The sequence below is a fragment of the Rhodococcus sp. IEGM 1372 genome (assembly GCF_030056835.1).
Classification (GTDB): Bacteria; Actinomycetota; Actinomycetes; order Mycobacteriales; family Mycobacteriaceae; genus Rhodococcoides.
This window is the reverse complement of sequence record NZ_JASHKS010000002.1, coordinates 341,178-365,904: the sequence shown is the minus strand read 5'-3', so window position 1 is coordinate 365,904 and position 24,727 is coordinate 341,178. Positions and strand designations below refer to the sequence as shown.

The 24,727-nt window shown below is 66.1% G+C and carries 21 protein-coding genes; 20 read left to right on the top strand and 1 reads right to left on the bottom strand.

Annotation, left to right across the window (positions count from 1 at the left end; all coding sequences use genetic code 11):
* The first annotated feature begins 18 nt into the window (after nucleotides 1-18).
* The 9 genes from QM590_RS04230 (at nucleotide 19) to QM590_RS04190 (ending at nucleotide 12,815) form a co-directional block, all read left to right on the top strand.
* Nucleotides 19-1,284 carry an aspartate aminotransferase family protein gene (locus QM590_RS04230; protein ID WP_068052448.1) on the top strand — a complete coding sequence of 422 codons (1,266 nt, stop codon included), beginning with the start codon at nucleotides 19-21 and terminating at the stop codon, nucleotides 1,282-1,284.
* Nucleotides 1,285-1,337: 53 nt separating this feature from the next.
* Nucleotides 1,338-4,193 carry an FAD-binding and (Fe-S)-binding domain-containing protein gene (locus QM590_RS04225; protein ID WP_269593984.1) on the top strand — a complete coding sequence of 952 codons (2,856 nt, stop codon included), beginning with the start codon at nucleotides 1,338-1,340 and terminating at the stop codon, nucleotides 4,191-4,193.
* The gene (locus QM590_RS04220; protein WP_269593783.1) at nucleotides 4,190-5,662 is read left to right on the top strand and encodes an NAD-dependent succinate-semialdehyde dehydrogenase; all 1,473 of its coding nucleotides are present in this window, start codon (nucleotides 4,190-4,192) and stop codon (nucleotides 5,660-5,662) included. Before QM590_RS04225 ends, QM590_RS04220 begins: the two co-directional genes overlap by 4 nt.
* 15 nt (nucleotides 5,663-5,677) lie before the next feature.
* The gene (locus QM590_RS04215) at nucleotides 5,678-6,391 is read left to right on the top strand and encodes a GntR family transcriptional regulator (RefSeq protein WP_230596661.1); all 714 of its coding nucleotides are present in this window, start codon (nucleotides 5,678-5,680) and stop codon (nucleotides 6,389-6,391) included.
* 223 nt (nucleotides 6,392-6,614) lie between these two features.
* Nucleotides 6,615-7,793, top strand: coding sequence for a M24 family metallopeptidase (locus QM590_RS04210; protein WP_176460303.1), 1,179 nt, complete (start codon nucleotides 6,615-6,617; stop codon nucleotides 7,791-7,793).
* Nucleotides 7,794-7,795: 2 nt separating this feature from the next.
* Nucleotides 7,796-9,121: an aminotransferase-like domain-containing protein gene (locus QM590_RS04205; RefSeq protein WP_269593784.1), complete on the top strand. Its 1,326-nt coding sequence runs from the start codon at nucleotides 7,796-7,798 to the stop codon at nucleotides 9,119-9,121.
* Nucleotides 9,118-10,314 (top strand): M20 family metallopeptidase, encoded by a 1,197-nt coding sequence (locus QM590_RS04200; RefSeq protein ID WP_269593785.1) that lies wholly within the window; start codon nucleotides 9,118-9,120, stop codon nucleotides 10,312-10,314. Before QM590_RS04205 ends, QM590_RS04200 begins: the two co-directional genes overlap by 4 nt.
* 114 nt (nucleotides 10,315-10,428) lie before the next feature.
* Entirely contained in the window at nucleotides 10,429-11,859 is a 1,431-nt protein-coding gene (locus QM590_RS04195; RefSeq protein WP_231911481.1) for an MFS transporter, read from the top strand.
* On the top strand, nucleotides 11,859-12,815 hold the full coding sequence (locus tag QM590_RS04190) for a D-2-hydroxyacid dehydrogenase (RefSeq protein ID WP_269593786.1): 957 nt from the start codon (nucleotides 11,859-11,861) through the stop codon (nucleotides 12,813-12,815). Before QM590_RS04195 ends, QM590_RS04190 begins: the two co-directional genes overlap by 1 nt.
* Nucleotides 12,816-12,819: 4 nt before the next feature.
* On the opposite strand, the gene QM590_RS04185 is transcribed toward QM590_RS04190, so the two are convergent.
* Nucleotides 12,820-13,938 carry an NADH:flavin oxidoreductase/NADH oxidase gene (locus tag QM590_RS04185; protein WP_269593787.1) on the bottom strand — a complete coding sequence of 373 codons (1,119 nt, stop codon included), beginning with the start codon at nucleotides 13,936-13,938 and terminating at the stop codon, nucleotides 12,820-12,822.
* 113 nt (nucleotides 13,939-14,051) lie between these two features.
* Between QM590_RS04185 and QM590_RS04180 the strand changes: the two genes are divergently transcribed.
* From QM590_RS04180 to holA, 11 genes are all read left to right on the top strand, one after another.
* Nucleotides 14,052-15,329 carry a glutamate-5-semialdehyde dehydrogenase gene (locus QM590_RS04180; RefSeq protein ID WP_269593788.1) on the top strand — a complete coding sequence of 426 codons (1,278 nt, stop codon included), beginning with the start codon at nucleotides 14,052-14,054 and terminating at the stop codon, nucleotides 15,327-15,329.
* A 45-nt stretch (nucleotides 15,330-15,374) separates the two neighbouring features.
* Nucleotides 15,375-16,256 (top strand): AAA family ATPase, encoded by an 882-nt coding sequence (locus QM590_RS04175; protein ID WP_269593789.1) that lies wholly within the window; start codon nucleotides 15,375-15,377, stop codon nucleotides 16,254-16,256.
* A 1-nt stretch (nucleotide 16,257) separates the two neighbouring features.
* Nucleotides 16,258-17,673 (top strand): vWA domain-containing protein, encoded by a 1,416-nt coding sequence (locus QM590_RS04170; protein ID WP_068052413.1) that lies wholly within the window; start codon nucleotides 16,258-16,260, stop codon nucleotides 17,671-17,673.
* 107 nt (nucleotides 17,674-17,780) lie between these two features.
* Nucleotides 17,781-18,494, top strand: a complete 714-nt coding sequence (gene nadD / locus QM590_RS04165; RefSeq protein ID WP_068052425.1) for a nicotinate-nucleotide adenylyltransferase — start codon at nucleotides 17,781-17,783, stop codon at nucleotides 18,492-18,494.
* Nucleotides 18,491-18,880: a ribosome silencing factor gene (rsfS, locus tag QM590_RS04160; protein WP_032394567.1), complete on the top strand. Its 390-nt coding sequence runs from the start codon at nucleotides 18,491-18,493 to the stop codon at nucleotides 18,878-18,880. Before nadD ends, rsfS begins: the two co-directional genes overlap by 4 nt.
* On the top strand, nucleotides 18,877-19,530 hold the full coding sequence (locus QM590_RS04155; RefSeq protein WP_269593790.1) for a histidine phosphatase family protein: 654 nt from the start codon (nucleotides 18,877-18,879) through the stop codon (nucleotides 19,528-19,530). The genes rsfS and QM590_RS04155 overlap by 4 nt, the downstream gene beginning before the upstream one ends.
* Nucleotides 19,517-20,266 (top strand): diglucosylglycerate octanoyltransferase, encoded by a 750-nt coding sequence (gene octT, locus QM590_RS04150; protein WP_269593791.1) that lies wholly within the window; start codon nucleotides 19,517-19,519, stop codon nucleotides 20,264-20,266. The genes QM590_RS04155 and octT overlap by 14 nt, the downstream gene beginning before the upstream one ends.
* Nucleotides 20,263-21,111, top strand: a complete 849-nt coding sequence (locus QM590_RS04145) for a DegV family protein (RefSeq protein WP_269593792.1) — start codon at nucleotides 20,263-20,265, stop codon at nucleotides 21,109-21,111. The genes octT and QM590_RS04145 overlap by 4 nt, the downstream gene beginning before the upstream one ends.
* 108 nt (nucleotides 21,112-21,219) lie before the next feature.
* Complete coding sequence (locus QM590_RS04140; RefSeq protein ID WP_269593793.1) at nucleotides 21,220-22,104, top strand: helix-hairpin-helix domain-containing protein; 885 nt, start codon at nucleotides 21,220-21,222, stop codon at nucleotides 22,102-22,104.
* Nucleotides 22,101-23,693: a ComEC/Rec2 family competence protein gene (locus QM590_RS04135; protein WP_269593794.1), complete on the top strand. Its 1,593-nt coding sequence runs from the start codon at nucleotides 22,101-22,103 to the stop codon at nucleotides 23,691-23,693. The genes QM590_RS04140 and QM590_RS04135 overlap by 4 nt, the downstream gene beginning before the upstream one ends.
* Before the next feature lie 56 nt (nucleotides 23,694-23,749).
* On the top strand, nucleotides 23,750-24,718 hold the full coding sequence (holA, locus tag QM590_RS04130; protein ID WP_502942407.1) for a DNA polymerase III subunit delta: 969 nt from the start codon (nucleotides 23,750-23,752) through the stop codon (nucleotides 24,716-24,718).
* Nucleotides 24,719-24,727: the final 9 nt, after the last annotated feature.

The window sequence follows — 24,727 nt, the reverse complement described above, 5'->3', positions numbered from 1 at the left end:
TGGGTGACGATGGCACGCATGACAGCGTCGACTCGCACCCACCTCAGCCCGGCACTCAAGCAGGCGACCCCGATCGTCGTCGATCACGGAAAGGGCAGCTGGATCATCGGCACGGACGGGCGCAAGTACCTCGACTTCACCACCGGTATCGGCGTCACCAGTACCGGGCACTGCCATCCCCGCGTGGTCGAGGCCGCGCGCGAGCAGGTGGGCAAGATCATCCACGCGCAGTACACGACCGTCATGCATCAGCCGCTTCTGGCGCTGACCGACAAGCTCGGCGAGGTGTTGCCCGCGGGGCTGGACAGCGTGTTCTACGCGAACTCCGGGTCCGAGGCCGTCGAGGCATCGATTCGGTTGGCGCGCATGGCAACCGGACGGCCCAACATCATCGCCTTTCACGGGGGGTTCCACGGACGCACGGTAGCGGCCGCGTCGTTGACCACCGCGGGCACCAAGTTCCGTTCCGGATTTTCACCGATCATGGGCGGAGTGCACATCGCACCGTTTCCCTACGCCTTCCGGTACGGCTGGGACATGGACACCGCGGTCGCCTTCGCGCTCAAGGAACTCGATTACCTGCTGATGACGATGTCCAGCCCCGCGGATACCGCTGCGTTCATCATCGAACCGGTACTCGGTGACGGCGGTTACCTACCTACGCCTCCCGAGTTTCTCGAGGGACTTCGCGAACGGGCGGACACCCACGGAATCGTCCTCATCGTCGACGAGGTCCAGGCAGGAGTCGGGCGCACCGGAAAGTTCTGGGGCCACCAGCATTCGACCATCACACCCGACATCGTCATCACCGCGAAAGGTCTGGCCAGTGGATTCCCGATCTCGGCCATCGCGGCATCGACGGAGTTGATGGGCAAGGCGTGGCCCGGATCGCAGGGCGGCACGTACGGCGGCAATGCCGTCGCCGCTGCCGCGGGTGTCGCCACGCTCGACGTCGTGCGTGAGGAAGGTCTGGTCGACAACGCTGCCGCGCAGGGCCGAGTTCTGCTCGACGGCCTGCTGGCACTGAAGTCCGAGCACTCCGCCATCGGTGATGCACGTGGACTCGGCCTGATGCAGGCACTCGAATTCGTCGACAGCGCAGGCAATCCCGATGCTGCGGCCGCCCTGCGCGTGCAACAGGGTGCGATCGACGAGGGGTTGTTGCTGCTGACCTGCGGCGCGCTCGGCAACGTGGTCCGGATCATCCCGGCGCTGATCGTGAGCGACGACGAGATGCGGCAGGGCCTGGACGCGTTGTCGCGCACGCTGAAGAACGTGCTGTGACGTCTGCTCCGGTGCGGTCCCCGGTGCCGGCACTCGTGCAGCGAGTGCTGGAGATGGGTATCGAGATCGACGATTCGTCTCGACGGCTCGCCGAGTACTCCTACGACGCCTCGAACTACCGAATTCCGCCTGCGGCTGTGGTCTTCCCCCGTAGCGCCGACGAGGTCGCCTCCGTGATGGTGCTGTGCGGGGCCGCGGGAGTCGCAGTGATCGGCCGCGGCGGCGGAACGTCCATGGCTGGCAACGCGATCGGCCGCGGAATCGTGATCGACTTCTCCCGCCACATGAACCGCGTGATCTCGGTGGACACCGACGCGCGGACCGCGGTGGTGGAGCCGGGAATCGTGATCTCGGAGTTGCAGCGTGAACTGGTGGCGCGCACCTCGGGGACGTTCACCTTCGCACCCGACCCGTCCAGCAAGACACGCGCGACGGTGGGCGGGGCAGTCGGCAACGACGCGTGCGGCAATCACTCGGTGCGCTACGGACGAACAGCCGACCACACGGTGGCCATGGACGTGGTCACCGCCGACGGGCACCTGCTTCGGGTGACCCGTAGCGGTGTGGAGGCAGTGCATTCGGAGGATGCGGCGGCAACCGATGCAGCCGAACGTATCTCGCGCGAGTTGCAGTCCCTCGCGGCCGACAACCTCGCGCTCTTCAGAGTCGAGTTGGGCCGCATACCGCGACAGGTGTCCGGATTTCACCTCTCGCATCTACTGCCCGAGAACGGATTCGACGTTGCTCGTGCACTCGTCGGGAGCGAGGGCACGTGCGCGGTGATCGTTTCGGTCACCGTCGCCGTCGTTCCCGTGCCTCCTGCGGCGTTGTTGCTCTGCCTCGGATACGAGAACGTGGTGGCTGCTGCCGCCGACGTGACGGCCATCCTCGAGTTCTCGCCTGCCGCGGTGGAGGGCATCGACGACAACATCGCCCAGACGATGGAGTACCGGCGCGGACCGGATTCCATCCGCGGTCTGCCTGCGGGAAACGCGTGGCTCTACGTCGACCTCGACGGGGCCGATACGGCCGAGGTCGAGGACAAAGCGGCCCGTCTGCTCGAGGCGCTCGGTCGTCTCGGCCGCGTCAAGGAAGGCCGCATCGTCACCGACCCGGCCGATCGAACAGCGCTGTGGCGAGTACGTGAGGACGGCGCAGGTCTGGCGACTCGACTCGCCAGCGGAGTCGAGTCCTGGGGTGGCTGGGAGGACGCCGCCGTCGCACCCGAGAACCTGTCCGCCTACCTCGCCGACCTGAACTCGCTTCTGGCCGAACACGATCTGACCGGCGTGATGTACGGACACTTCGGTGCCGGCTGCATGCACGTACGCATCACGTTCGATCAGCGCACCGACGCCGGGCGACGGGTGATGTACGACTTCCTGCGCGCCGCCGCGCGGGTGGTGGTCAAGCACGGGGGCAGCCTGTCGGGCGAGCACGGTGACGGCAGGGCCCGGTCGGAACTGCTCCCGGTGATGTACTCGCCGCGCATGCTCGACGCCTTCGCGCGGTTCAAGCGCATCTGGGATCCCCGCGGGATTCTGAACCCGGGTTCGATCACCGATCCGGAACCGATGATGGACAACCTCATGCTGCAGGGCATCCCGCAGCGGGAATGGAAGACGACCTTCGATCTGCACCAGATCGGAACGCGGGCAGATCTGGATCCGTTCGTGCACGCCACTCAGTCGTGTGTCGGCGTCGGCAAGTGTCGTACGACGTCGGGAGGCGTCATGTGCCCCAGTTTCCGGGCGACCGGCGACGAGAAGGACTCGACGCGCGGCCGGGCCCGAGTGCTGCAGGAGATGGTGCGCAGTTCGCCGACCGTTGCCGACGGATGGGCATCGAAGGACGTAGCCGAATCGCTCGACCTGTGCCTGTCCTGCAAGGCCTGTTCGTCGGATTGTCCGGTCGGCGTGGACATGGCGACGTACAAGTCCGAGTTCCTCGATCACCACTATGCGGGGCGACTGCGGCCGCTCTCGCACTACTCGCTGGGCTGGTTGCCTCGCTGGCTGAAGGTGACACATCGAACGGCACCGCTGCTCAACCGTCTGCTCACCCCGCGCATCGCGGCGCTGGCGGCTCGACTCGGTGGGCTGACCACCGAGCGGCCGTTGCCGCGCTTCGCGTCGGCGAAGGAACTTGCTGACGAAATACGGATCGGCGGAGGCCGCGCCGCCGACGTGGTGTTGGTCGTCGACACGTTCACCCAGGGTTTTCGGCCCGAGGTCGCTGGCGCGGCGCAGCGCGTGCTCGAGGATTCCGGCCGCAGCACCGAATGCCGGACCGACGTGTGCTGTGGCCTGACCTGGATTTCGACGGGCCAGCTGAAGGCCGCCCGCAAGCACCTCACGAAAGCCGTTGCTGCACTGGACGACGGCACCGACCGACCCATCGTCGTCACCGAACCGAGCTGCGCTGCGGCGTTCCGCAAGGACATGCCGGAGCTGGTTCCCACCGCGGCCGCGAGACGGGTCGCGGCGCGGGTGCAGAGTTTCGCCGGCGCGGTGATCGACCAGGCCGCTGCCGGGTGGGTGCCCTCGGCCGAGGTTCCCGATTCGGTGACGGTGCAGACCCATTGCCACGAATACGCGGTGTTCGGCAACGCCACCCAGCGCACGGCGTTGGCCGCCGTCGGTATCGAGGCGGTGCGCGAGGCCACCGGATGCTGCGGCGTGGCAGGGAACTTCGGCTTCGAGTCTCGGCACTACGAGCTCAGCATGGCCGTGGCCGAGCAGGCCCTCGCCCCGGCGGTTCGCGCAGCCGAGCCCGACACCCCGATTCTGACCGACGGATTCTCTTGCCACATGCAGGTGCGTCAACTCACCGGTGACCTGACCAGCGATGCGTCCGTACACCTGGCGCAAGTACTCGATCCACGTTCGACGAAAGGACCGCGGCCATGACCGCCAGTTCGACCAGCCTCACACGTCCCACGATCACCGCTCCGACCGAACTGTTCGTCGGGGGCGCGTGGACTGCCGCGGCATCCGATGCCCGATTCGATGTCGTCGATCCCGCCAGCGGCGAGGTCATCGCCAGGGTCGCCGACGGCGGCATCGTCGATGCCGAGAACGCCATGGCCGCAGCGGTCGATGCCGCCGCCGACTGGGCCGCGACTGCGCCGCGGGCACGCAGCGAAATCCTGCGCAGAGCATACGAATCGATCATGGCGCGGCAAGAGGAGCTCGCCGAGATCATCACCGCGGAAATGGGAAAGCCACTGGCCGACGCTCGCGGTGAGGTGGCGTACGGTGCCGAGTTCTTCCGCTGGTTCTCCGAGGAAGCGGTGCGCATCTCGGGCGATCACACCCTCACCGGAGACGGCAAGAACCGCATCGTGGTCACCCGGGCACCGGTGGGTCCGTGCATTCTCGTCACTCCGTGGAACTTCCCGTTGGCCATGGGAACTCGCAAGATCGGACCGGCGTTGGCTGCGGGATGCACGGTGGTGTTCAAGCCGGCCGAGCAGACGCCGCTGACCGCACTGGCTCTGGCGGAAATTCTGCACGACGCGGGTGTTCCGGCGGGAGTGGTCAACGTCGTGACCACCACCGACGCGTCGGGCGTGGTGGGCTCGTGGATGAGCAGCGGTGCGGCCCGCAAGATCAGCTTCACCGGATCGACTGCGGTGGGCAAGATTCTGCTCGAGCAAGCTGCGTCGACGGTGATGCGCACCTCGATGGAGCTCGGCGGCAACGCACCCTTCATCGTCATGGACGACGCCGACCTCGCCCGCGCCGTGGACGGTGCGATGGTCGCCAAGATGCGCAACATGGGTGAGGCGTGCACCGCCGCCAACCGGTTCTTCGTACACCGCAGTGTCACAGCGCAGTTCGCGGACAAGCTCGCCGAGCGCATGGGTGCGCTGTCGGTGGGGGCCGGTAGTGCGCACGGAACCGAGGTGGGTCCGCTGATCGACGAGGCGGGCCGCGCCAAGGTACAGACACTCGTCGACGACGCACTTCGGCGTGGCGCACGTGCGATCGTCGGGGGAACGGCCCCGGACGGACCCGGCTACTTCTACCCGCCGACGGTCCTCACCGACGTCGATGCGACGTCGGATCTGATGTCCCAGGAAATCTTCGGACCGGTGGCTGCAATCGTCCCGTTCGACACCGAGGACGAAGTGATCGCCCTCGCGAACGACACCGAATGGGGACTCGTCGGATACGTCTTCACCCAGGACATCGACCGGGCTCTGCGAATGGGGGAGCGCCTCGAGGTGGGAATGGTCGGCCTCAACACGGGTCTGGTGTCCAATCCGGCTGCGCCGTTCGGTGGCGTCAAACAGTCCGGACTCGGCCGCGAGGGCGGAAAAGTCGGAATAGACGAGTTTCTGGAGTACAAATACTTCGCCATTCCCCGAGGCTGAGAGAGGTTTTCGATCATGCCCAGTTCGAGACGATTGACGCCCATCGACGCACGCAACACGTCGATGGTCATTGCCGACCAGATTCGCGACCGCATCATCGACGGGTCCTACGCCCCCGGGGAGCAGATCAACGAGGCCAACGTCGCCGCGGAACTCGAGATCTCGCGGGGGCCGGTGCGGGAGGCGCTGCAGCGCCTCAATCAGGAGGGGCTGCTCGTCAGCTACCGAAATCGCGGCGTGTTCGTCGTCGAGCTGAGCAGTGAGGATGTCACCGAGATCTACGAATCCCGCGCGGCCATCGAGGTCGGTGCCGCGTGGACTCTGGTGCACGGGGATCGTGCGCGCCTGGTGTCGGCTGCCGACGAGCTCTCGGCCATCGTGATGCAGATGCAGCCGTTCATCGATCGGGCGGATTGGCGAGGTCTTGCCGAACGGGATCTGGCGTTTCACACCGCACTGGTTGCGGCGACGCGCAACAGCCGAATGTCGCGCATGTACGCCACGCTCGCTGCGGAGGCACGTATCTGCATGGCCAACCTCGAAACTGCGTACTACCGGCCCGAGGCGTTGGTGGAGGAACACCAGCTGATCGTCGACCTGTTGCTCGGATCGGATTGGGACGCACTGGAAAAGGGCGTGCACGAGCACATGGACACCGCCATCCACGACCTGACCCGTGCCATGGTCGAAGAGCAGGCCGAACACTCGGCACTGGCCACTCCTGGATAGTCGCCGGTTCGGCAACACAGCATTTACATCCGAAGTCTTGCGAACCTCTCACGCCAGCGCCTAGCCTGATTGTCAACAATCTACTAAACCGACCTCACTGAAGGGGGTGCCCGTGAACGACACACCCGACGCCGCCTACGTCACCGCACTCGGACCCGACGAGACCACAGGACGGGCCGCCCCCGGCCTCGCTCGGTACCCCGATGTTCCGAACAGCACGCCGATCACGTTCACCGACGAGGAGTACGCCTTCCGGCTCGCTGCCGTCCGCGAGCGGATGGCAGCGCAGAACCTCACCGCGCTCATCGTCACCGATCCCGCGAACCTCTACTACCTGCTCGGATACAACGCGCTCTCGTTCTACACCCCGCAGATGCTGTACGTGCCCCTCGAGGGAGAGATGTACTTCTTCGCCCGCGAGATGGACGCCAACGGCGCGTTCCGCACGTCGTGGCTGCCGCAGGATCGGACGTTCGGCTATCCCGAAACGTTCGTGCAGCGCAAGGACACGCACCCGTTCGTCTGGGTTGCCGCGAAACTGCGCGAACTGGGGTTGGTGAACAACTTCGAGCACGGCCAGGTGGGGCTGGAGATGGACTCGTACTACTTCAGTCCCAAGGCTTTCGAGGCACTGGTGAAGTCGCTGCCCGAATATCGCTTCACCGACTCCTACGAGCTCATCAACTGGGTGCGCGTGGTCAAATCGCCCGCGGAGATCGCCCTGATGCGCGGCGCCGCGAAAGTCTGCGAATCGGCGATGTCGGCTGCGTACCAATCGATCTCGGTCGGTGAACGGCAGTGCGACGCGGCCGCGGCCATCATGAACGCACAGGTACGCGGCACCGAGGAGTTCGGCGGCGACCATCCGGCCATCGTCCCGATGCTGCCCACCGGTGCCGGAGCCGACACCCCACATCTGACCTGGTCGCATCAACCCTTCGTGCGCGGCGAGACCACCGTCGTCGAACTGGCCGGAGTGTTTCGGCGCTACCACATCCCGATGGCCCGCACGATCGTGCTCGGAAAGCCGAGTCCGCGTATGGATTACCTCGCCAAGTCCACCGGAGAAGCACTGAACGACGTGCTCGCGACCGTGCAGGCAGGCGTCACCGCGACCGAACTGGCCCAGGTATGGAACACGAGCCTGGCCAAGCACGGACTGCACAAACCGTCGCGCATCGGCTACTCGATCGGCATCGCCTACGCACCCGACTGGGGTGAGCGCACCGTGAGCCTGCGAACCGACGACGAGACGGTGCTCGCCGAGAACATGACCTTCCACATCATCGGCGGAATGTGGATGGACGACTACGGATACGAAGTATCCGAGGCCGTTCGCGTCACCGAAACCGGCCTCGAAACCTTCACCGCATACCCCCGAGAACTACTGACGAAGGAGTGAGCATGACCGCATCAACGAAGGGTCGTTCCGCAGGCTCCACTCCTGCCACGAAGGGTCGTTCCGCAGGCTCCACTCCTGCCCCAACCGGTCGTTCCGCAGGCTCCACTCCTGCCATTCCCTGGGCCCTGCGGACCGACAAACTGGTGGGATCGGTGATCGATTCCTCGACATCGCTCCTCGCTGCACAGAAGCACGACATCGTCAGATTCGCCATGGGATCTCCTGCAGCCGAGACCGTTCCGGCCGCTGCGTTCACCGAGATCGCCGGCAGCGTACTGACTGCCGACGCGTTCGACTACGGTGCCACCGAGGGCGATCCCGGCTTGCTCGACGCGTTGCTCTCGTACCTCGATTCGGTCGGCGAACCCACGTCCGAGGAGCGAGTGGTGATCACCTCCGGCGGAATGCAGGGGCTCGACATCGCGTGCAAGCTGTTCGTCGATCCGGGCGACCTGGTGATCGTCGAAAGTCCCACGTACACCAACGGAACCGCCACCGTGCTCAGCTACGGAGGCGACATTCTCGAGGCCCCGATGGACAGTGACGGCCTCATCGTCGAGGCATTGCCGGAGCTCGTCGAGCGTGCTGGTCGGGTGCCGAAGATGATCTACGTGATCCCCAACTTCCAGAACCCGTCCGGGGTCACCCTGTCGCTCGAGCGCCGACAGCTGCTGATCGAGCTGGCGCACCGGTGGGGATCGGTGATTCTCGACGACGATCCGTACGGCCTGCTCCGCTTCTCGGGTGATCCGATTCCCAGTTTTGGCACGCTCAGTCCCAACGACCCGTTGATCTTCTCTGTGCGGACCTTCTCCAAGATGATCGCCCCAGGCCTGCGCGTGGGGTGGGTGGACGCCGCACCGGAGGCACGGCAGTTGATCGTCAACGCCAAGCAGGCCATGGACACGTGCACCAACCTGCCCGGTCAGCGGATGGTGGCCGAGTACATCCGGCGCGGCCTGCTCGACGAGCATCTTCGATCGTTGGCCTCGGTGTACCTGCCCCGCAAGGTCGCGATGCAGAACAGCATCGACAAGTACTTCGGCGAGTCGATGTCCACGACGGATCCCGAGGGTGGGTTCTTTCTCTGGGCGACGTTGCGCGGCAACGACGTCGACTTCTCGACGCAGGACCTGTTCGAGACGGCGCTGGCAGAGGGTGTGGCCTACATACCCGGGCCGGCGTTGTCGGTGGGTGGGAAATTCCACGATTCGCTGCGGCTGTGCTTCGCCTCGTCGACGCCCGAACGCATCGACGAGGGAATCAGACGGCTGGCGGCAGCGGTGGACAAGTCGAAGCACCTGCTCGCCTCCGATCCCACCCGATGACCGTTTCGACTTCCGAAGGCGCTCTTCTCCGTTCGATCGACGAGCACGAGATCGTCTCTCTGACTACGGCATTGATCGACGCCGGCGGCGAGAACCCCGGCGACACCGAGGAGAAGACCGCGAAGGTGCTCGCCGAGCACTGTCGCGCACTGGGATTCGACGTGCGGACCGTCGAGGTGGCTCCGGGGCGACCCAACGTCATCGTGTCCATCGGATCCGACGAGCGGCCGGGAGTGCTGTTCGTCGGCCACTCGGACGTGGTTCCCGCGGGTACGGGCTGGACCACCGATCCGTTCTCCGCAGTCGTTCGAGACGGCCGAATCTTCGGCCGCGGGGCCTGCGACATGAAAGGCGGCCTGGCCGCAGTGGTCGCGGCGATGACGGCAGTGCACCGTGCCGGTCTCGCGGACGAGTATCCGATGACCTTGGCGTGTCTGGTCGACGAGGAGGACACCGGTCTCGGTATCCGAGCATTCGTCGCCGCGCTTCCGCACCGGAAGTACAGCTGCTGCGTGGTGGCAGAGCCGACGGACCTGGTCACCATCGTCGGATGCCGAGGGGCGGCAAATCTGGAGATCGAGGTGCGTGGCCGTTCCGCGCATGCGGGGCAGCCACGCAACGGGGCCAACGCAATTTCCGCGGCAGCGCGCATCATCGGGATCATCGAGGGCTCCCAGGCCGAGTTGGATGCCAATCCCGACCGCGATCTGGGTCCGGCCACGTGGAATGTGGGGACGATAACCGGAGGCACCGGCACCTCGATGGTCGCCGATCGCTGCGTGCTCACCGTCGACCGCCGTCTGGTACCGGGAGAGAGCGCTGCCGGTGTTGTCGGCGACCTGCGATCGCGCATCGAATCGGCCGGGGTGACCGGCCGCGACATCGACGTCCGCATCGGAATCGCGATGGAGATGCCGGGTTTTCTGACCAGCGTGAGCGATGGATTGGTCACCACCGCAGTGCAATCGGTCCTCGACACCGGATCTGCACGTTCGACTGACATCTGGACCGCATCGTGCGATGGTGGTTTCGTGGCACAACAGATGGGTATCAAGACCGTCGTGCTCGGTCCGGGGGAGATCGAAAGCCAAGCACATCGGCCGGACGAGTCCGTCGCCGTGCAGCAATTGACCGACAGCGCAAGGGCGTACGCGTTGATCGCCACCAGAATTGCTGCGCTACCAGCGCTTTAGCGTTGCACGAGGGGGTGGGCCGAACCGTATGTTCCGCATCGTCGTAATGTCGAACGCTGCGAAGTACCACACCGACGCTCCACTTTGACCACAAAAGCGAGAGGTATTTCGACCGTGACCGAAAAATCAGGGTCGGCAGCATCGCCGACCGGATATCCCCCGAGCACCGACACTCTGAGCCCGGACGAGACCAAGGTTCTCCATCGCGCCATCGGCGGATCCGCGCTCGGTAACGCCGTCGAGTGGTTCGACTACGCGGTGTACGGCTACCTTGCCGTGTACATCGCCGCCAACTTCTTCCCGTCCGAGGACGGGGGAGCGAGCCTGCTCTCCACGTTCGCCGTGCTGGCCGCGTCGTTCATCATCCGCCCCATCGGCGGCATCGTGCTCGGCCCACTCGGAGACCGCATCGGACGCCAGAAGGTCTTGGTTCTGACCGTCTCGATGATGACGTTGGCAACAGCGACCATCGGCGTGCTGCCGACGTTCGACACCATCGGCATCGCCGCACCGCTGCTGCTGCTCGTCTGCCGATTGGTGCAGGGCTTCTCCACCGGTGGTGAATACGGCGGCGCAGCTGTGTTCATGGCCGAATACGCGCCGGACAAGCGCCGCGGATTCTTCGGATCGTTCCTCGAATTCGGCACCCTCGCAGGAACCGTGGGCGGTGCCACCCTGTGCACCCTGCTCAACGTCGCGCTCGGCGACGAAACGATGGAGGCGTGGGGCTGGCGAATCCCGTTCCTGGTGACTCTGCCGCTCGGCATCGTCGCACTGTGGTTGCGTACCCGGCTCGAGGATTCTCCCGTGTTCGCCGAGGCCAAGGAAGACGGCGGTACGGTCGAGGAAGGCGCAGGTGGGGCCATGGCCTCGCTCAAGACCACGATGACGTACTGGCAGCGGATCCTGATCCTGATGGGATTCGTGCTGCTGCTCAACATCGCCTACTACACGGTGCTGACGTTCTTGCCCTCGTATCTCAGCGACACGTTGGGGCACAGTACGACTCAGTCCAACTTCACCCTCGTGGCGATCATGATCATCATGATGGCGATCATCAACCCCATCGGTGCGCTGTCCGACCGAGTGGGCCGAAAGCCGTTGCTGCTGGCGGCCTGCATCGGGTACTTCGTGTTCAGCGTTCCGCTGTTCCTGCTGATCATCAACACCGGACTGATCGGCCAGAGCGTCGGCCTGCTCGGTCTCGGAGTGTTGCTGGTGATCATGTGCTCCTGTGTGTCGTCGACCCTGCCAGCACTGTTTCCGACTCAGGTGCGTTACGGAGCGTTCGCCATCGGGTACAACGTCTCGACGGCGCTCTTCGGCGGTACGGCTCCGCTGATCCTGACGTTCCTGATCGACCGAACCGGATCGAACCTGGTCCCGGGTTGGTACATGATGATCGCGGCTGCCATCGCCTTCGTGCCGATTCTGCTGATGCCGGAAACCGCCGGCCGCTCGTTGCGCGGAACCCAGTGCCCCGGCGACAACGACGACGAGGTGGCCGCGTCCGGCGTCGAACTCGTCGGATACAAGAAGAAGTAGTGGCACCTGTTCTCGTCGTTCTGCACGCCGGCGACCTTCCCGACGGTCTCGACTCCGTCGCGGAGGTCGCCGACGTCCGGTACGCCACCGCCGACACCCTCGGTGATGCGGTCGACGGGGCCGACGCGCTGCTGCTGTGGGACTTCTTCTCTCCCGCAGTCCGATCCGCGTGGCCCCGCTGCGGCTCGCTGACATGGATACACATCGCCGCGGCAGGCGTCGACTCGTTGATGTTCGACGAGTTGGTCGATTCCGGTGTGATCGTGACCAATTCGCGGGGCGTGTTCGATCGGCCGATCGCGGAGTTCGTGCTGGCCCAGATCCTGGCGTTCGCCAAGGACTCCGAACGTTCTCGCGCACTGCAGCAATCGAAGGTCTGGCAGCACCGCGAGACCGAACGAATCGACGGTGCCCACGCGATGATCGTGGGAACAGGAGCGATCGGTCGGGCCATCGCCACCCTGCTCACTGCAGTGGGGATGTCGGTCTCGGGCGTGGGGCGAACAGCGAGAGAGGGTGATCGCGACTTCGGAACCGTGTACGCCAGCGACGATTTGGGTGCCGTGGCAGCACGAGCCGACTATCTGGTGCTCGTCGCGCCACTCACCGAACAGACGAGGGGACTCGTCGACGACGCGGTGTTGGCCGCGATGACGCCCGGATCCCGGGTGATCAACGTCGGCCGTGGGGAGTTGCTCGATACCGATGCACTGCTGGCACACCTTGCCACCGGGCACATCGCGGGGGCTGCACTCGATGTATTCGACACCGAGCCGCTCTCGGCCGACCACCCGTTGTGGACGGCCGAGAACGTCATCGTCACCCCGCACATGAGCGGTGATGCCTTGGGGTGGAAGCAGCGGCTCGCGGAGTTGTTCGTGGACAACGCACTTCGGCATTTTAAGGGCGAACCCCTGCGCAACGTCGTGGACAAGAAGCTCGGGTTCGTGGTGTGAGCCCTCAGTAGGCCCGCTCGTACTGCGGTGCCACGGCCGGGAGCATCTCGACGCCGAGTTCGCGAGCTGCGCGCCGCGGCCAGTACGGATCACGCAGCAGTTCGCGTGCCAGCAGTACAGCCGTTGCCTCGCCCAGCGAGACGATCTCCTCGGCCTGCTTGGGTTCGGTGATCATGCCGACCGCAGCGGCAGGCATCGTGGTCTCGTTCTGGATTCGCCGGGCGAACGGAACCTGGTAACCGGGACCGACCGGGATCGTGGCGTGCACGTTGCCTCCGGTGGAGGTGTCGACCAGATCCACCCCGTGCTCGGTGAGTATCTGCGACAACGCGACAGTCTGATCCGACGTCCAGCTCGCAGCCTCCAATTCGGCTGAATGCTCGCTGTTCTCGGGCTCGTCGAGCCAGTCCGTGGCCGACAGCCGGACGAACAGCGGCAGCTCCTCGGGCCACACCTCACGCACGGCGTCGACGACCTCGATCAGCAGACGCGTGCGGCCCGCGAAATCTCCGCCGTACGAGTCGGTACGGGTGTTGCTGGCGGGAGACAGAAACTGGTGCAGCAGGTATCCGTGCGCCCCGTGCACCTCGGCCACCTGGAATCCTGCCCTCAGCGCGCGCTGGGCGGCGGTCCGGAAGTCGTCGACGATCTTCGCGATGTCCTCGGTCGTCGCCTCCCGCGGGCTCGCGTAGTCACCGAACGCAACCTCGCTGGGGCCGACGGTTTCCCAACTTCGGGGGTCCTCGGCCGGCAAGGACTTGCCACCCACCCAGGGAGCAGCGGTCGACGCCTTGCGCCCCGCGTGTGCCAGCTGAATGCCCGGGACGGTTCCGAAGGACGAGATCTCGGCGACGATTTTTGCCAATGCATCGGCCTGGGTGTCGTTCCAGATGCCCAGGTCCGACGGGCTGATGCGTCCCTCGGGGCTCACGGCGGCGGCTTCGGTGATGATCAGCCCGGCACCGCCGATCGCCCGGCTCACCAGGTGGGTGCGGTGCCAGTCGCCCGCGACACCGACGTTGTCACCCGCCTCGTCGGCCGAGTACTGGCACATCGGTGCCATCCACACCCGGTTCGGGAAGGTGACGTTGCGCAGGGTCAGAGGCTCGAACAGCACACTCACAAGGGGTTCCTCCGGTCTTCGGGCAGCGCCGACGTTCGGTCGACGATCTTCACGCTGTGCTGCAACGACGCGGCGATGCAGCTTCATTCCCGGCCCCTATTAGTGTGTAGTTCATGACAGCTTCCGTCTCGGCCGAACCGGTGACCAGCACTGCCGACGAGCGAGAGAACGTGCACGCCGCAGCACGCCGAGCGCGCTCCGCATCGCGGGCGCTCGCGCTGCTGACGACCGCAGAGAAGGACGCGGTGCTGCACGCTGCGGCAGATGCCGTCGTCGCTGCCTCGGAGTCGGTACTCGCCGCGAACGCAGTCGACATCGAGAACGCGCGAGCGGCCGGTACCGACGAGGGTCTGCTCGACCGGCTGCGGCTGACCGCGTCGCGCATCGACGGCATCGCGGCGGGACTGCGTCAGGTGGCCGGGTTGCCCGATCCGATCGGCGAGGTCATCCGCGGTTCGACGCTGCCCAACGGGCTGGAGATTCGTCAGCTGAGAGTTCCGCTCGGTGTGGTGGGGATGGTCTACGAGGCCCGGCCCAACGTCACCGTCGACGCGTTCGGCCTCGCGTTCAAATCCGGCAACGCGGTGCTGCTCCGCGGTTCGTCGTCGGCGGCGCAGTCCAATGCGGCGTTGGTCGAGGCACTGCAGGGAGCGTTGCGCGGTCACGGTCTGCCCGAGGCAGCGGTGCAACTTCTGGGAAGTGCCGATCGTGCCACGGTCACGCACCTCATTCAGGCTCGCGGTTTGGTCGACGTGGTGATTCCGCGTGGTGGAGCCGGTCTGATCGCTGCGGTCGTGCGCGACGCCACGGTTCCGACCATCGAGACCGGCGTCGGAAACTGCCACGTGTACATCCATGCCTCTGCCGATCCGGAGACGGCCGAGAAGATCGTGCTCAACGCGAAGACCCGGCGAGTCAGTGTCTGCAACGCCGCCGAGACAGTATTGGTCGATGCCGCGGTCGCCGAGACCATGGTTCCGCGCTTGCTCCAGGCCTTCCAGATGCACAGCGTCACGGTGCACGGGGATCTGCCCGGGCTCGTGCCTGCACACGACGAGGACTGGTCGCAGGAGTACCTCTCACTCGACATCGCGCTGAAGGTGGTGGGCGGTATCGACGAGGCGATCGAGCACATCGACCGATACGGCACCGGCCACACCGAGGCGATCGTCGCTGCCGACATCGGTGCCGCGCGCGAGTTCACCCAGCGGGTCGACGCGGCGGCAGTGATGGTCAACGCCTCCACGGCGTTCACCGACGGCGAGCAGTTCGGCTTCGGGGCCGAGATCGGCATCTCGACGCAGAAGCTGCACGCGCGTGGACCCATGGGATTGCCCGAATTGACCTCGACCAAGTGGACCGTGTGGGGCGACGGACACGTCCGAGACTGACAACCCTCGAAGTACCGGCCAGACCCGATCATCAGGAGCTGTGACATGGATCGTGCCCTACCGACGACACCCCCGCTGTTCGCCAGCGTGGACGACGTCCAGAGGCGCCTGGCCGAGACGGGCTATCTGGCCGACAAGGCCACTGCCACCTCGGTATTTCTCGCCGATCGCCTCGGCAAACCGCTGCTGATCGAAGGTCCGGCGGGAGTCGGCAAGACCGAGCTGGCCCGTGCCGTCGCGCAGACGACCGGGGCCGAACTGGTGCGGCTGCAGTGCTACGAGGGTGTCGACGAGGCTCGCGCGTTGTACGAGTGGAACCACGCCAAGCAGATTCTGCGCATCCAGTCCGGTACCGCTGCCGACTGGGACTCGACCAAGCTGGACGTGTTCTCCGAGGAGTTCCTGCTTGCACGCCCGCTTCTGCAGGCCATTCGCCGGACCGATCCCACGGTTCTGCTCATCGACGAGACCGACAAGGCCGACGTCGAGATCGAAGGACTGCTGCTCGAGGTACTGAGCGACTTCGCGATCACCATTCCCGAACTCGGCACGATCGTGGCCGAGCGGACGCCGTTCGTGGTGCTCACCTCGAACGCCACCCGTGAACTGTCCGAGGCCCTCAAGCGTCGGTGCCTGTTCCTGCACCTGGACTTCCCGGACGCCGACCTCGAGCGTCGGATTCTGGCCAGCAGGGTTCCCGACCTACCCGAGGCGATCGCCGAGCAGATGATCAAGACCGTGCGGGTACTGCGCGCGATGCAGCTCAAGAAGCTGCCCTCGGTGGCCGAGACCATCGACTGGGGACGCACTCTGTTGGCGCTCGGTATGGACACCCTCGACGACGAAGCGGTTCGCTCCACACTCGGTGTGGTGCTCAAGCATCAGTCGGACCAGGTTCGTGCGGCAGCCGAACTCCGGCTCAACTGACATGCAGGCCCCACACGGAATTCCCGGTCACCTCGTCGGTTTCGTCGACGCACTGCGTCGGCGTGGAATTTCGGTCGGGCCGTCGGAGACGGTCGATGCCGGACGCGTCCTGTCGGTTCTCGATCTGCTCGATCGGGAGGCCGTGCGCGAGGGTCTGGCCTGTGCACTGCTGCGCCGTCCGACGCACCGCGGAGTGTTCGACGCCCTGTTCGACCTGTGGTTTCCGGTGGCATCGGGTACCAGGGACTCGGGGCAGATCGATACCGCCCTGCCCCGCACCGATGCCGGCGACGTCGACATCGATGCTCTCCGTGAGCTGTTGGTCGATCTGCTCTCGGACGATTCGGCCGAGGCCGCCGAGTTGACCCAGATGCTGGCGGCGCAGATGGTCGAGGAACTCGGACAGTACAAGTCCTCGAACGGGCCGTCGTTCTCGGCATATCAGGCGCTGCGCGACGTAGCGCCGGAAACGTTGCTGCGCAAGATTCTCGACGGATTGCTCGGGCGCAGCGACGACGCACCCGATCGCCCCACCGACGACTACGAGTCCGAGGTTGCCAAACGCACTGCAGCGCAACGTATCGCAGACCTTCGCAAGATGATCGAGAGCGAGACGAGGCGTCGGTCGGCAGAAAAGCTGGGCCGTGAGCGAGTGGCGAGCTACGGGGTGCCCAAGCTCGCGGAGGAAGTCGATTTCCTGCGGGCCTCGGACACGGAGATGGCGGCGCTGCGACGCAACGTCACCCCTCTCGCCCGGTTGTTGGCATCGCGACTTGCGGTGCGGCGCAGCCGAAGCAGGCACGGCTCGATCGATCTGCGGCGTACGCTGCGCAAGTCGATGTCCACCGGCGGTATTCCGATCGACCTGGTCGAGCGCAAGCCGCGGCGAGCGCGCCCCGAACTGGTTGTGTTGTGCGATGTCTCGGGCTCGGTGGCAGGATTCAGCAATTTCACGCTGTTGTTGGTGCATGCACTGCGAGAGCAGTTCTCGCGCGTGCGCATCTTCGCGTTCATCGACTCCACCGACGAGGTGACGCGATTCTTCGATTCCGGTGCCGACCTCGGAGCGGCGATGAGTCGCATCGTTCGCGAGTCCGATCTGGTGACGTACGACGGCCACTCGGACTACGGCCATGCATTGACGACGTTCGACGAGAAGTACGCGCACGCGGTCACCAGTCGCAGCTCGGTGCTGATTCTCGGGGACGCCCGCACCAACTACCGCGAGCCGAAGTTGCCGGCGTTGGCGCACATCGTGTCGGTGGCCAAACATGCGTACTGGCTCAATCCCGAACCGAAATCGCAGTGGGGTTCCGGCGATTCGGCTGCCAAGGTGTACTCCGACGTGATCGCGATGCACGAGTGCCGATCGGCTCAGCAGCTCGCCACCGTGGTCTCGCGTTTGCTGCCGGTGTGATGCGTGTGACGGCCGGCGGCACCCCGGCCGTAGAATCGGTGGTTGTGCAGCGCGAATCCGACCCCGGCGACGACACCGGTAGGCAGTCCGTCCGCCGTTTGGGCGTGATGGGCGGCACCTTCGACCCGATTCACCACGGGCACCTCGTCGCGGCCAGCGAAGTGGCGAACAAGTTCCGTCTGGACGAGGTCATCTTCGTCCCCACCGGAAACCCGTGGCAGAAGGAAGGCAAGACGGTCAGCCCGGCAGAGGATCGCTACCTGATGACGGTCATCGCGACCGCGTCCAATCCGCGTTTCTCGGTCAGTCGGGTGGACGTCGATCGGGAGAAGTCGACCTACACCGTCGACACCCTGCGCGATCTGCGGTCGCAGCATCCCAACGCCGAGCTGTACTTCATCACCGGGGCGGATGCGCTCGAGTCGATCCTCACGTGGCAGAACTGGGAGGAGTTGTTCGAGCTCGCCAAGTTCGTCGGTGTCTCGCGTCCCGGGTTCGAGCTGGGCGTCGAACATCTCGCCAATCACCTTCGGTCGTTGCCCGCGGACACTCTCACATTGATGGAAATCCCTGCACTCGCGATATCGTCGACGGACTGTCGACTTCGAGCCGGTGAGAATCGGCCGGTCTGGTACCTGGTACCGGACGGCGTCGTGCAATACATCTCGAAGAGGAATCTCTACAGACCACGAGGCGCTCAGCGTCTCGACGGATCCGTCACCATGTCGGAACCAGCGCCCCAGAAGAAGCAACCGGCAGGGTCGGTCACCAGCGCAATGACCGCGAACCCGAGCCATACGAGTGGGAGTACACCGAAGTGACTGCAACAGCCGAAGCCGCCGAGATGGCGCGTATCGCCGCGCTCGCAGCCGACGACAAATTGGCCGGCGACGTGGTGATTCTCGACGTCTCCGATCAGCTCTACATCACCGATTGCTTCGTCATCGCCTCGGCACCGAACGAGCGTCAGGTCAACGCGATCGTGGAGAACATCGAGGATCAGCTGCGTGAGGCCGGACACAAGCCGGTCCGTCGCGAGGGCACCAGGGAAGGCCGTTGGGCACTGCTGGACTACTCCGACATCGTCGTGCACGTCCAGCACAACGAAGAGCGCAACTTCTACGCTCTCGAGCGGTTGTGGAAGGACTGCCCGACGATCGAGGTTCCCGGTCTCGGACAGCATCCGGCTCCGGAATCGGAGCAATGATCAGACGGCTCATCCTGCTTCGGCACGGTCAGACGGAATACAACGCCACCGACCGCATGCAGGGTCAGCTCGACACCGATCTGTCCGAACTCGGCCGCAGCCAGGCGAAGACGGCCGCCGCCGAGCTCGCGACGCGTGAGCCGATCAAGATCGTCTCCTCGGATCTGCGGCGAGCTCTCGACACCGCGAACGCGCTCGGAGATGCAGCCGGTGTCGCGGTTTCGGTGGACGAGCGTCTGCGCGAAACTCACCTCGGTCAGTGGCAGGGACTCACCCACACCGAGGTAGACGACATCGCCCCCGGTGCGCGACCGGCCTGGCGCGCCGACGCCACCGTCGCCCCGCCCGGTGGGGAGAGCCGCATCGACGTCGCGCGACGCAGCGTGCCGCTGGTTCGTGAACTCGCAGCAGGCGTGCCCGAGTGGGGTGCCGACGGCAGTGAGCGACCGCTCGTCCTCGTCGCGCACGGAGGTCTGATCGCGGCACTGACCGCCGCGCTGCTCGATCTGCCGACCGATCGCTGGCCGGTGCTCGGTGGCCTCGCGAACACCAGCTGGGTGCAACTCGGTGCGCACGGGCCCGGTGAGAACCCGTCCTGGCGACTGGACGTGTGGAACGCCTCGGCGCGAGTGGCCAGTGACGTCCTCTGACACGACGGCGCAGCCCGCGCTGCTCGTGCTCGCGGACTCGCTGAGCTACTACGGACCCGAGGGCGGACTGCCCGTGGACGATCCGCGGCTCTGGCCCAATCTCGTTGCAGCGGAACTCGGTTGGACGGTCGAGTTGGTTGCGCGCATCGGCTGGACGAGTCGGGACGCGTGGTGGGCTCTGACCCAGGATCCGCGGGTGTGGGCAGCCATTCCCCGTGCCGGTGCTGTCGTACTCGGAATCGGCGGCATGGATTCACTCCCGTCGCCGTTGCCGACTGCGCTCCGGGAACAGATCAGATACGTCCGACCGCCTGCCCTTCGGCGCGTGGTTCGCGCGGGATACCAAGCGGTGCAACCTGTTCTGTCGCATCTCGGTTGGCCCGTGGCGCTGCCGCCGCGGCTCAGCGTCGAGTATCTGGAACAGACCCGCGCGGCACTGGCGTACGTGCGCCCCGAACTTCCGGTCATCGGTACCTATCCGTCGGTGCACCGCTGCGATGCCTACGGCAAGGTGCACTCGGGTCGCGAACCAGCCGTACGCGCACTGCGCGCATGGAGCGTGGACAAGAACGTCCCCATGGTCGACCTCGCCGACGCCGTCCGACCGAACATCGAGTCCGAGAACGCGAACCCCGACGGCATCCACTGGGGATGGGACGCCCATGTCGCGGTCGCCGAGGCGATGCTGGAGGTGCTGCGACCTGTCGCCGCCGGATCGGTGACCGGATCGCCATGACCGTCGCCGTCGTCACCGACTCCTCGTCCTGTCTGCCGGCCATACTCGCCGCCGAACGCGGAATCGCGTTGGTGCCACTGCACGTGCTGGTCGACGGAATCGACCATCGCGAGGGCGTAGACGACATTCCCGAGCAGACCACCTCGGGCAAGCCCGTGACCACAGCGGGGGCTTCCCCGGGCGAGCTGACCGAGGTCTATGCCGCGGCTCTCGAACGCAGTCGAGGTGCCGGTGTGGTGGCCCTGCACATTTCCCGGGGACTGTCGAGCACGTGGGAGGCAGCACGCCAGGCCGCAGATCACGTGGGCTCGGCCGTCCGAGTCGTCGATTCCGCCTCGGCCGGCATGGGACTGGGCTTCGCGGTGCTCGCTGCGGCCGCGACGGCCGCCGGGGGAGCAGAACTGGACGAGGTGTACCGCGACGCCGTCGCCGCGTCGGCGACCTCGCGATGCTTCATCGTCGTCGATCGACTGGACCACCTGCGACGTGGAGGCAGAATCGGTGCCGCCGCGGCGTTGCTCGGCACTGCGCTGGCCATGAAGCCGGTACTGCACATCAGCGACGGCAAACTCGTGTTGAAGGAGAAGGCGCGCACCTCGTCCAAGGCTTTGAACAAGCTGGTCGACGCAGCCGTCGCTGCCGCGACCGAGGTCGGTGACGAATCGGGGGTTGCGCTCGCGGTGCACCACATGCTGTGCCCGGAGCGAGCCGAGGACGTAGCCGCGATGCTGACCTCCCGAATTCCGCACTCGACCAGCATCGACGTCTACCCCTTCGGTGCCGTTCTCGGTGCTCACGTCGGCCCCGGCGCGGTCGGTGTCGTCGTGGCTCCGGGACGCCGATAACCGGGCCCGGCCCTCGGTTCATCCACAGCCTCCGGGTTGTACACAGGGCAATCGGCGACCTGTAATCACCGGGGAGTGAGCCGATCGCGGGCACTAGCGTCCTCGAGCATGGGCGGCAACGACGATCGGGCGCACACGGTGGCGCGATTGAACTCCGTGCGCAGACAACACGATTCCGACCGCGATCGCGTCGCGCCCGAGGATCCACGGCCCGACGCCGGATACACCGGACCGGATTGGCTGCTGCCGCAAGCGGAACGATCGGGCACCCCGTGGTCGGCCTTGCTGCCGTCGCGATGGCGATCTGCCCGCGTCGACCCCGGGAAACCGGGGGCGATGGCGATGGCGGCGGCCGGGGTGTTCGTCGTGCTCGTGGCGGGATTCGCGGTGCTTCGAGACGCACCGACCCCGGCACCTGCGCCACCGCTCGCTGTGGTCGCGACCGGCACGGCTGATGCCGACGACACGGCGGATGCCGACGACGTGGTCGATCCGGTGCCGAGTGCCGACGCCGAACTCGTGGTGAGCGTCGTCGGGCTCGTGACGAGCCCCGGATTGGTTCGGCTGCAACCGGGTTCGCGAGTCGCCGACGCGCTGGCCTCGGCAGGCGGCGCAGTGGAGGGTGCCGACCTGCTGGCACTCAACATGGCCGCGCGAGTCGCCGACGGTGATCAGATCGTCGTCGGAGCAGTGCCGCCGGATGCCCCTCCACCGGTCAGCAGTACGACATCCGGGATCGGCACACCGACAGACGGTAGTAGCGGCGCACCGGTCGGTGTCGGAGGGTCCACACCCGATGGGACGGTGGACCTCAACGCCGCGACCGTCGCAGAACTGGACGCGTTGCCCGGGGTCGGGCCGGTCACCGCGACCTCGATCGTCGGTTGGCGAGAGACCAACGGCCGCTTCGCAACCGTGGATCAGCTGTCCGAGGTGGACGGGATCGGGCCCGGCCGACTGGCGAAGATCCGAGACCTGGTGCACGTCGGATGACCACCGAGGCCGCCACGACCGGTGCCGAGCAGACCGAGGATCGTCAGCCCTTCGATGTGCGACTGGTCCCGGCCGCTGCGGTGTGCTGGTCGATCACCGCGATCGGAATTCTCGGAGGCCCGGGTGCTGCTCTCGCTGCTACCGCGTCTGCGGTTGCGGTGGTGCTGCTCATCGCAGTATCCCTGCACCGGTTGTCGATTCGGCGCGCCTTGCCTGGTTCGAGTCGGTCCGGTGCGGTCGCGGTGATCGTGCTGGCGCTGTGCTTCGGCGGTGCGATCTGGCTTCAGATGCGCTCGTTGGCCGAACATCCCGTCGCAGCGGCCGCGGAGAACCGAGCGTGGATCACCGCGTCTGTGCTGTTGGAGGAGGACCCACGCCGGTTGTCGTCCGCCGGACCGTCGACGGTGATGGTGAAGGCCGAGATGACGCGCGTCGATGTGAGCGGCAAGGCACTGCACGTCGGTGGTCGGGTGTCGATCGTTGCTCCGGAGTCGAGTTGGTCGGCACTGCTGCCGGGTCAGGAGGTCACCGTGCGGGGCCGGCTCGGTGCGCCGATCAGACCGGACATGAGTGTGGCCGTCATCCGCACGTCGGGTGCGCCCGTCACCGTGACCGAGCCCGGGGCGATCTCCGCTACCGCCGGCACGTTCCGGTCGAATCTGGCAGCGGTAGCGCAGAATTCGATGCCACCGGATCGTGCAGGTCTGTTACCCGGGCTCGTGGTCGGAGACGTCTCGCGGCTGGACGAGACGGTGGCCGAGAACTTCCGGGCGGCAGGCCTGACGCATTTGACGGCTGTGTCCGGAGCAAATTTTTCCATCGTGATCGGCGCGGTTCTGTTGGTGTTGCGAGGTATCGGAATCGGGCCCCGCGCGACGGTTGCGGTGGCGTTCGTCGTGCTCGTTGCGTTCGGGATCGTGGCCAGGCCGTCGCCGAGTGTGTTGCGTGCCGCAATCATGGGGTCGATCGGCCTGCTCGCCCTCGTCACCGGCAGACGGCGGCAGGCGGTACCGGCGCTGTGCGGAGCGGTGTTGGGTTTGCTCGCGTGGTGGCCGAGGTTGGCGGTGGATGTCGGATTCGTGCTGTCGGTGTTCGCCACCGCAGGGCTCGTGCTCGTCGCGCCGATCTGGGTCGACTGGCTTAGAGCGCGCGGCTGGCCCAGAGCGGCAGCGGAGGTGGTGGCCGTAGCCGCGGCGGCGCACGCGGTGACGGCACCGGTGGTTGCGGCCATGGCCGGAACGTTCAGCGTGGTGGGAGTGGCGGCGAATGTGTTGGTTGCACCTGTCGTCGCTCCGATCACGGTGGTGGGGATCGTCACGGCAGTGATCGCTGCCGTCAGCGGCTCGCTGGCGGAACTGGTCGCGCAGCTGGCGTCCGCACCGCTGTGGTGGTTGATCACGGTGGCGGAGAGGGCCGCGTCGGTGCCGGGCGCGGGCATCGTCGTCCCCGACGGCGTCGGAGGCGCAGCACTCGCGGCGTTCTCGACGGTCGCGCTGCTGACGGCGTTACGTTTCACCGTGTTTCGTTGGCTGGCCGCGGCGGTGGCGATAGCGGCACTCGCGATGTGGACGGCACACGTTCTGTGGTGACCGCTCGGACGAAGCGGATGCCGAGTGTGTCGGCCGCGCATGGCACGATCATGGTCGTGACTTCGAGTGTGGCTCCTCTGCATCTGGTTCTCGGCGACGAGGAACTTCTGATGGATCGCGCGGTAGCCGCGATCGTGGCTCAGGTGCGTGCGAATGCTGCGATTCCAGGGGAGGACCTGCCGGTCACGCGGTTGCGCACCGGCGATGCCAGCGCTCCGGAGCTCGCCGAACTGCTCAGTCCCTCGCTGTTCGCCGAGGACCGTGTTCTCGTGCTCGAGGCCGCCGCCGAGGCAGGTAAGGACGCCGCAGCGCTGGTACTCGACGCGGCTACCGATCCGCCCGAGGGTGCTGTGGTGGTCGTCATGCACTCCGGCGGCGGCCGGGCCAAGGCGATGGTCGGAGCGCTGCAGAAATGCGGCGCACATGTGCACGAGTGCGCCAAGCTCACCAAGCCCGCCGAACGCATCGACTTCGTGCGCGGAGAGTTCCGTACCGCCGACATCCGGGTGAGTGGCGACGTGATCGAGGCGGTCGTCGAGTCCGTCGGCAACGAACTTCGCGAATTGGCTTCGGCCTGTTCGCAGTTGGTCTCCGATACCGGGGGCAAGGTCGACCTCGCCGCGGTGCGTCGGTACTACTCCGGCAAGGCCGAGGTCTCCGGATTCGACGTCGCGGACAAAGCGGTGATAGGAGACCGAGCCGGCGCTCTGGAGGCTCTGCGCTGGGCGATGCACCGGGGCGTGGCGCACGTGCTGCTCGCCGACGCGTTGGCCGATGCCATCCGCACCATTGCGTTGGTGGGTTCGGCGGGCCGCGGAGACCCGTTCCGAATGGCAGGGGAGCTGGGGATGCCGCCGTGGAAGATCAAGAAGGCGCAGGGCCAGGCGCGCGGCTGGAACGGCCGATCCATAGCCCAGGCGCTGCGCGTGGTGGCGCAGCTCAATGCAGACGTCAAAGGTCAAGCAGCGGACGCGGACTATGCGGTGGAGAAAGCAGTGGCCGAGGTCGCATCACTGGGTAGGTAGCGTCGGCAG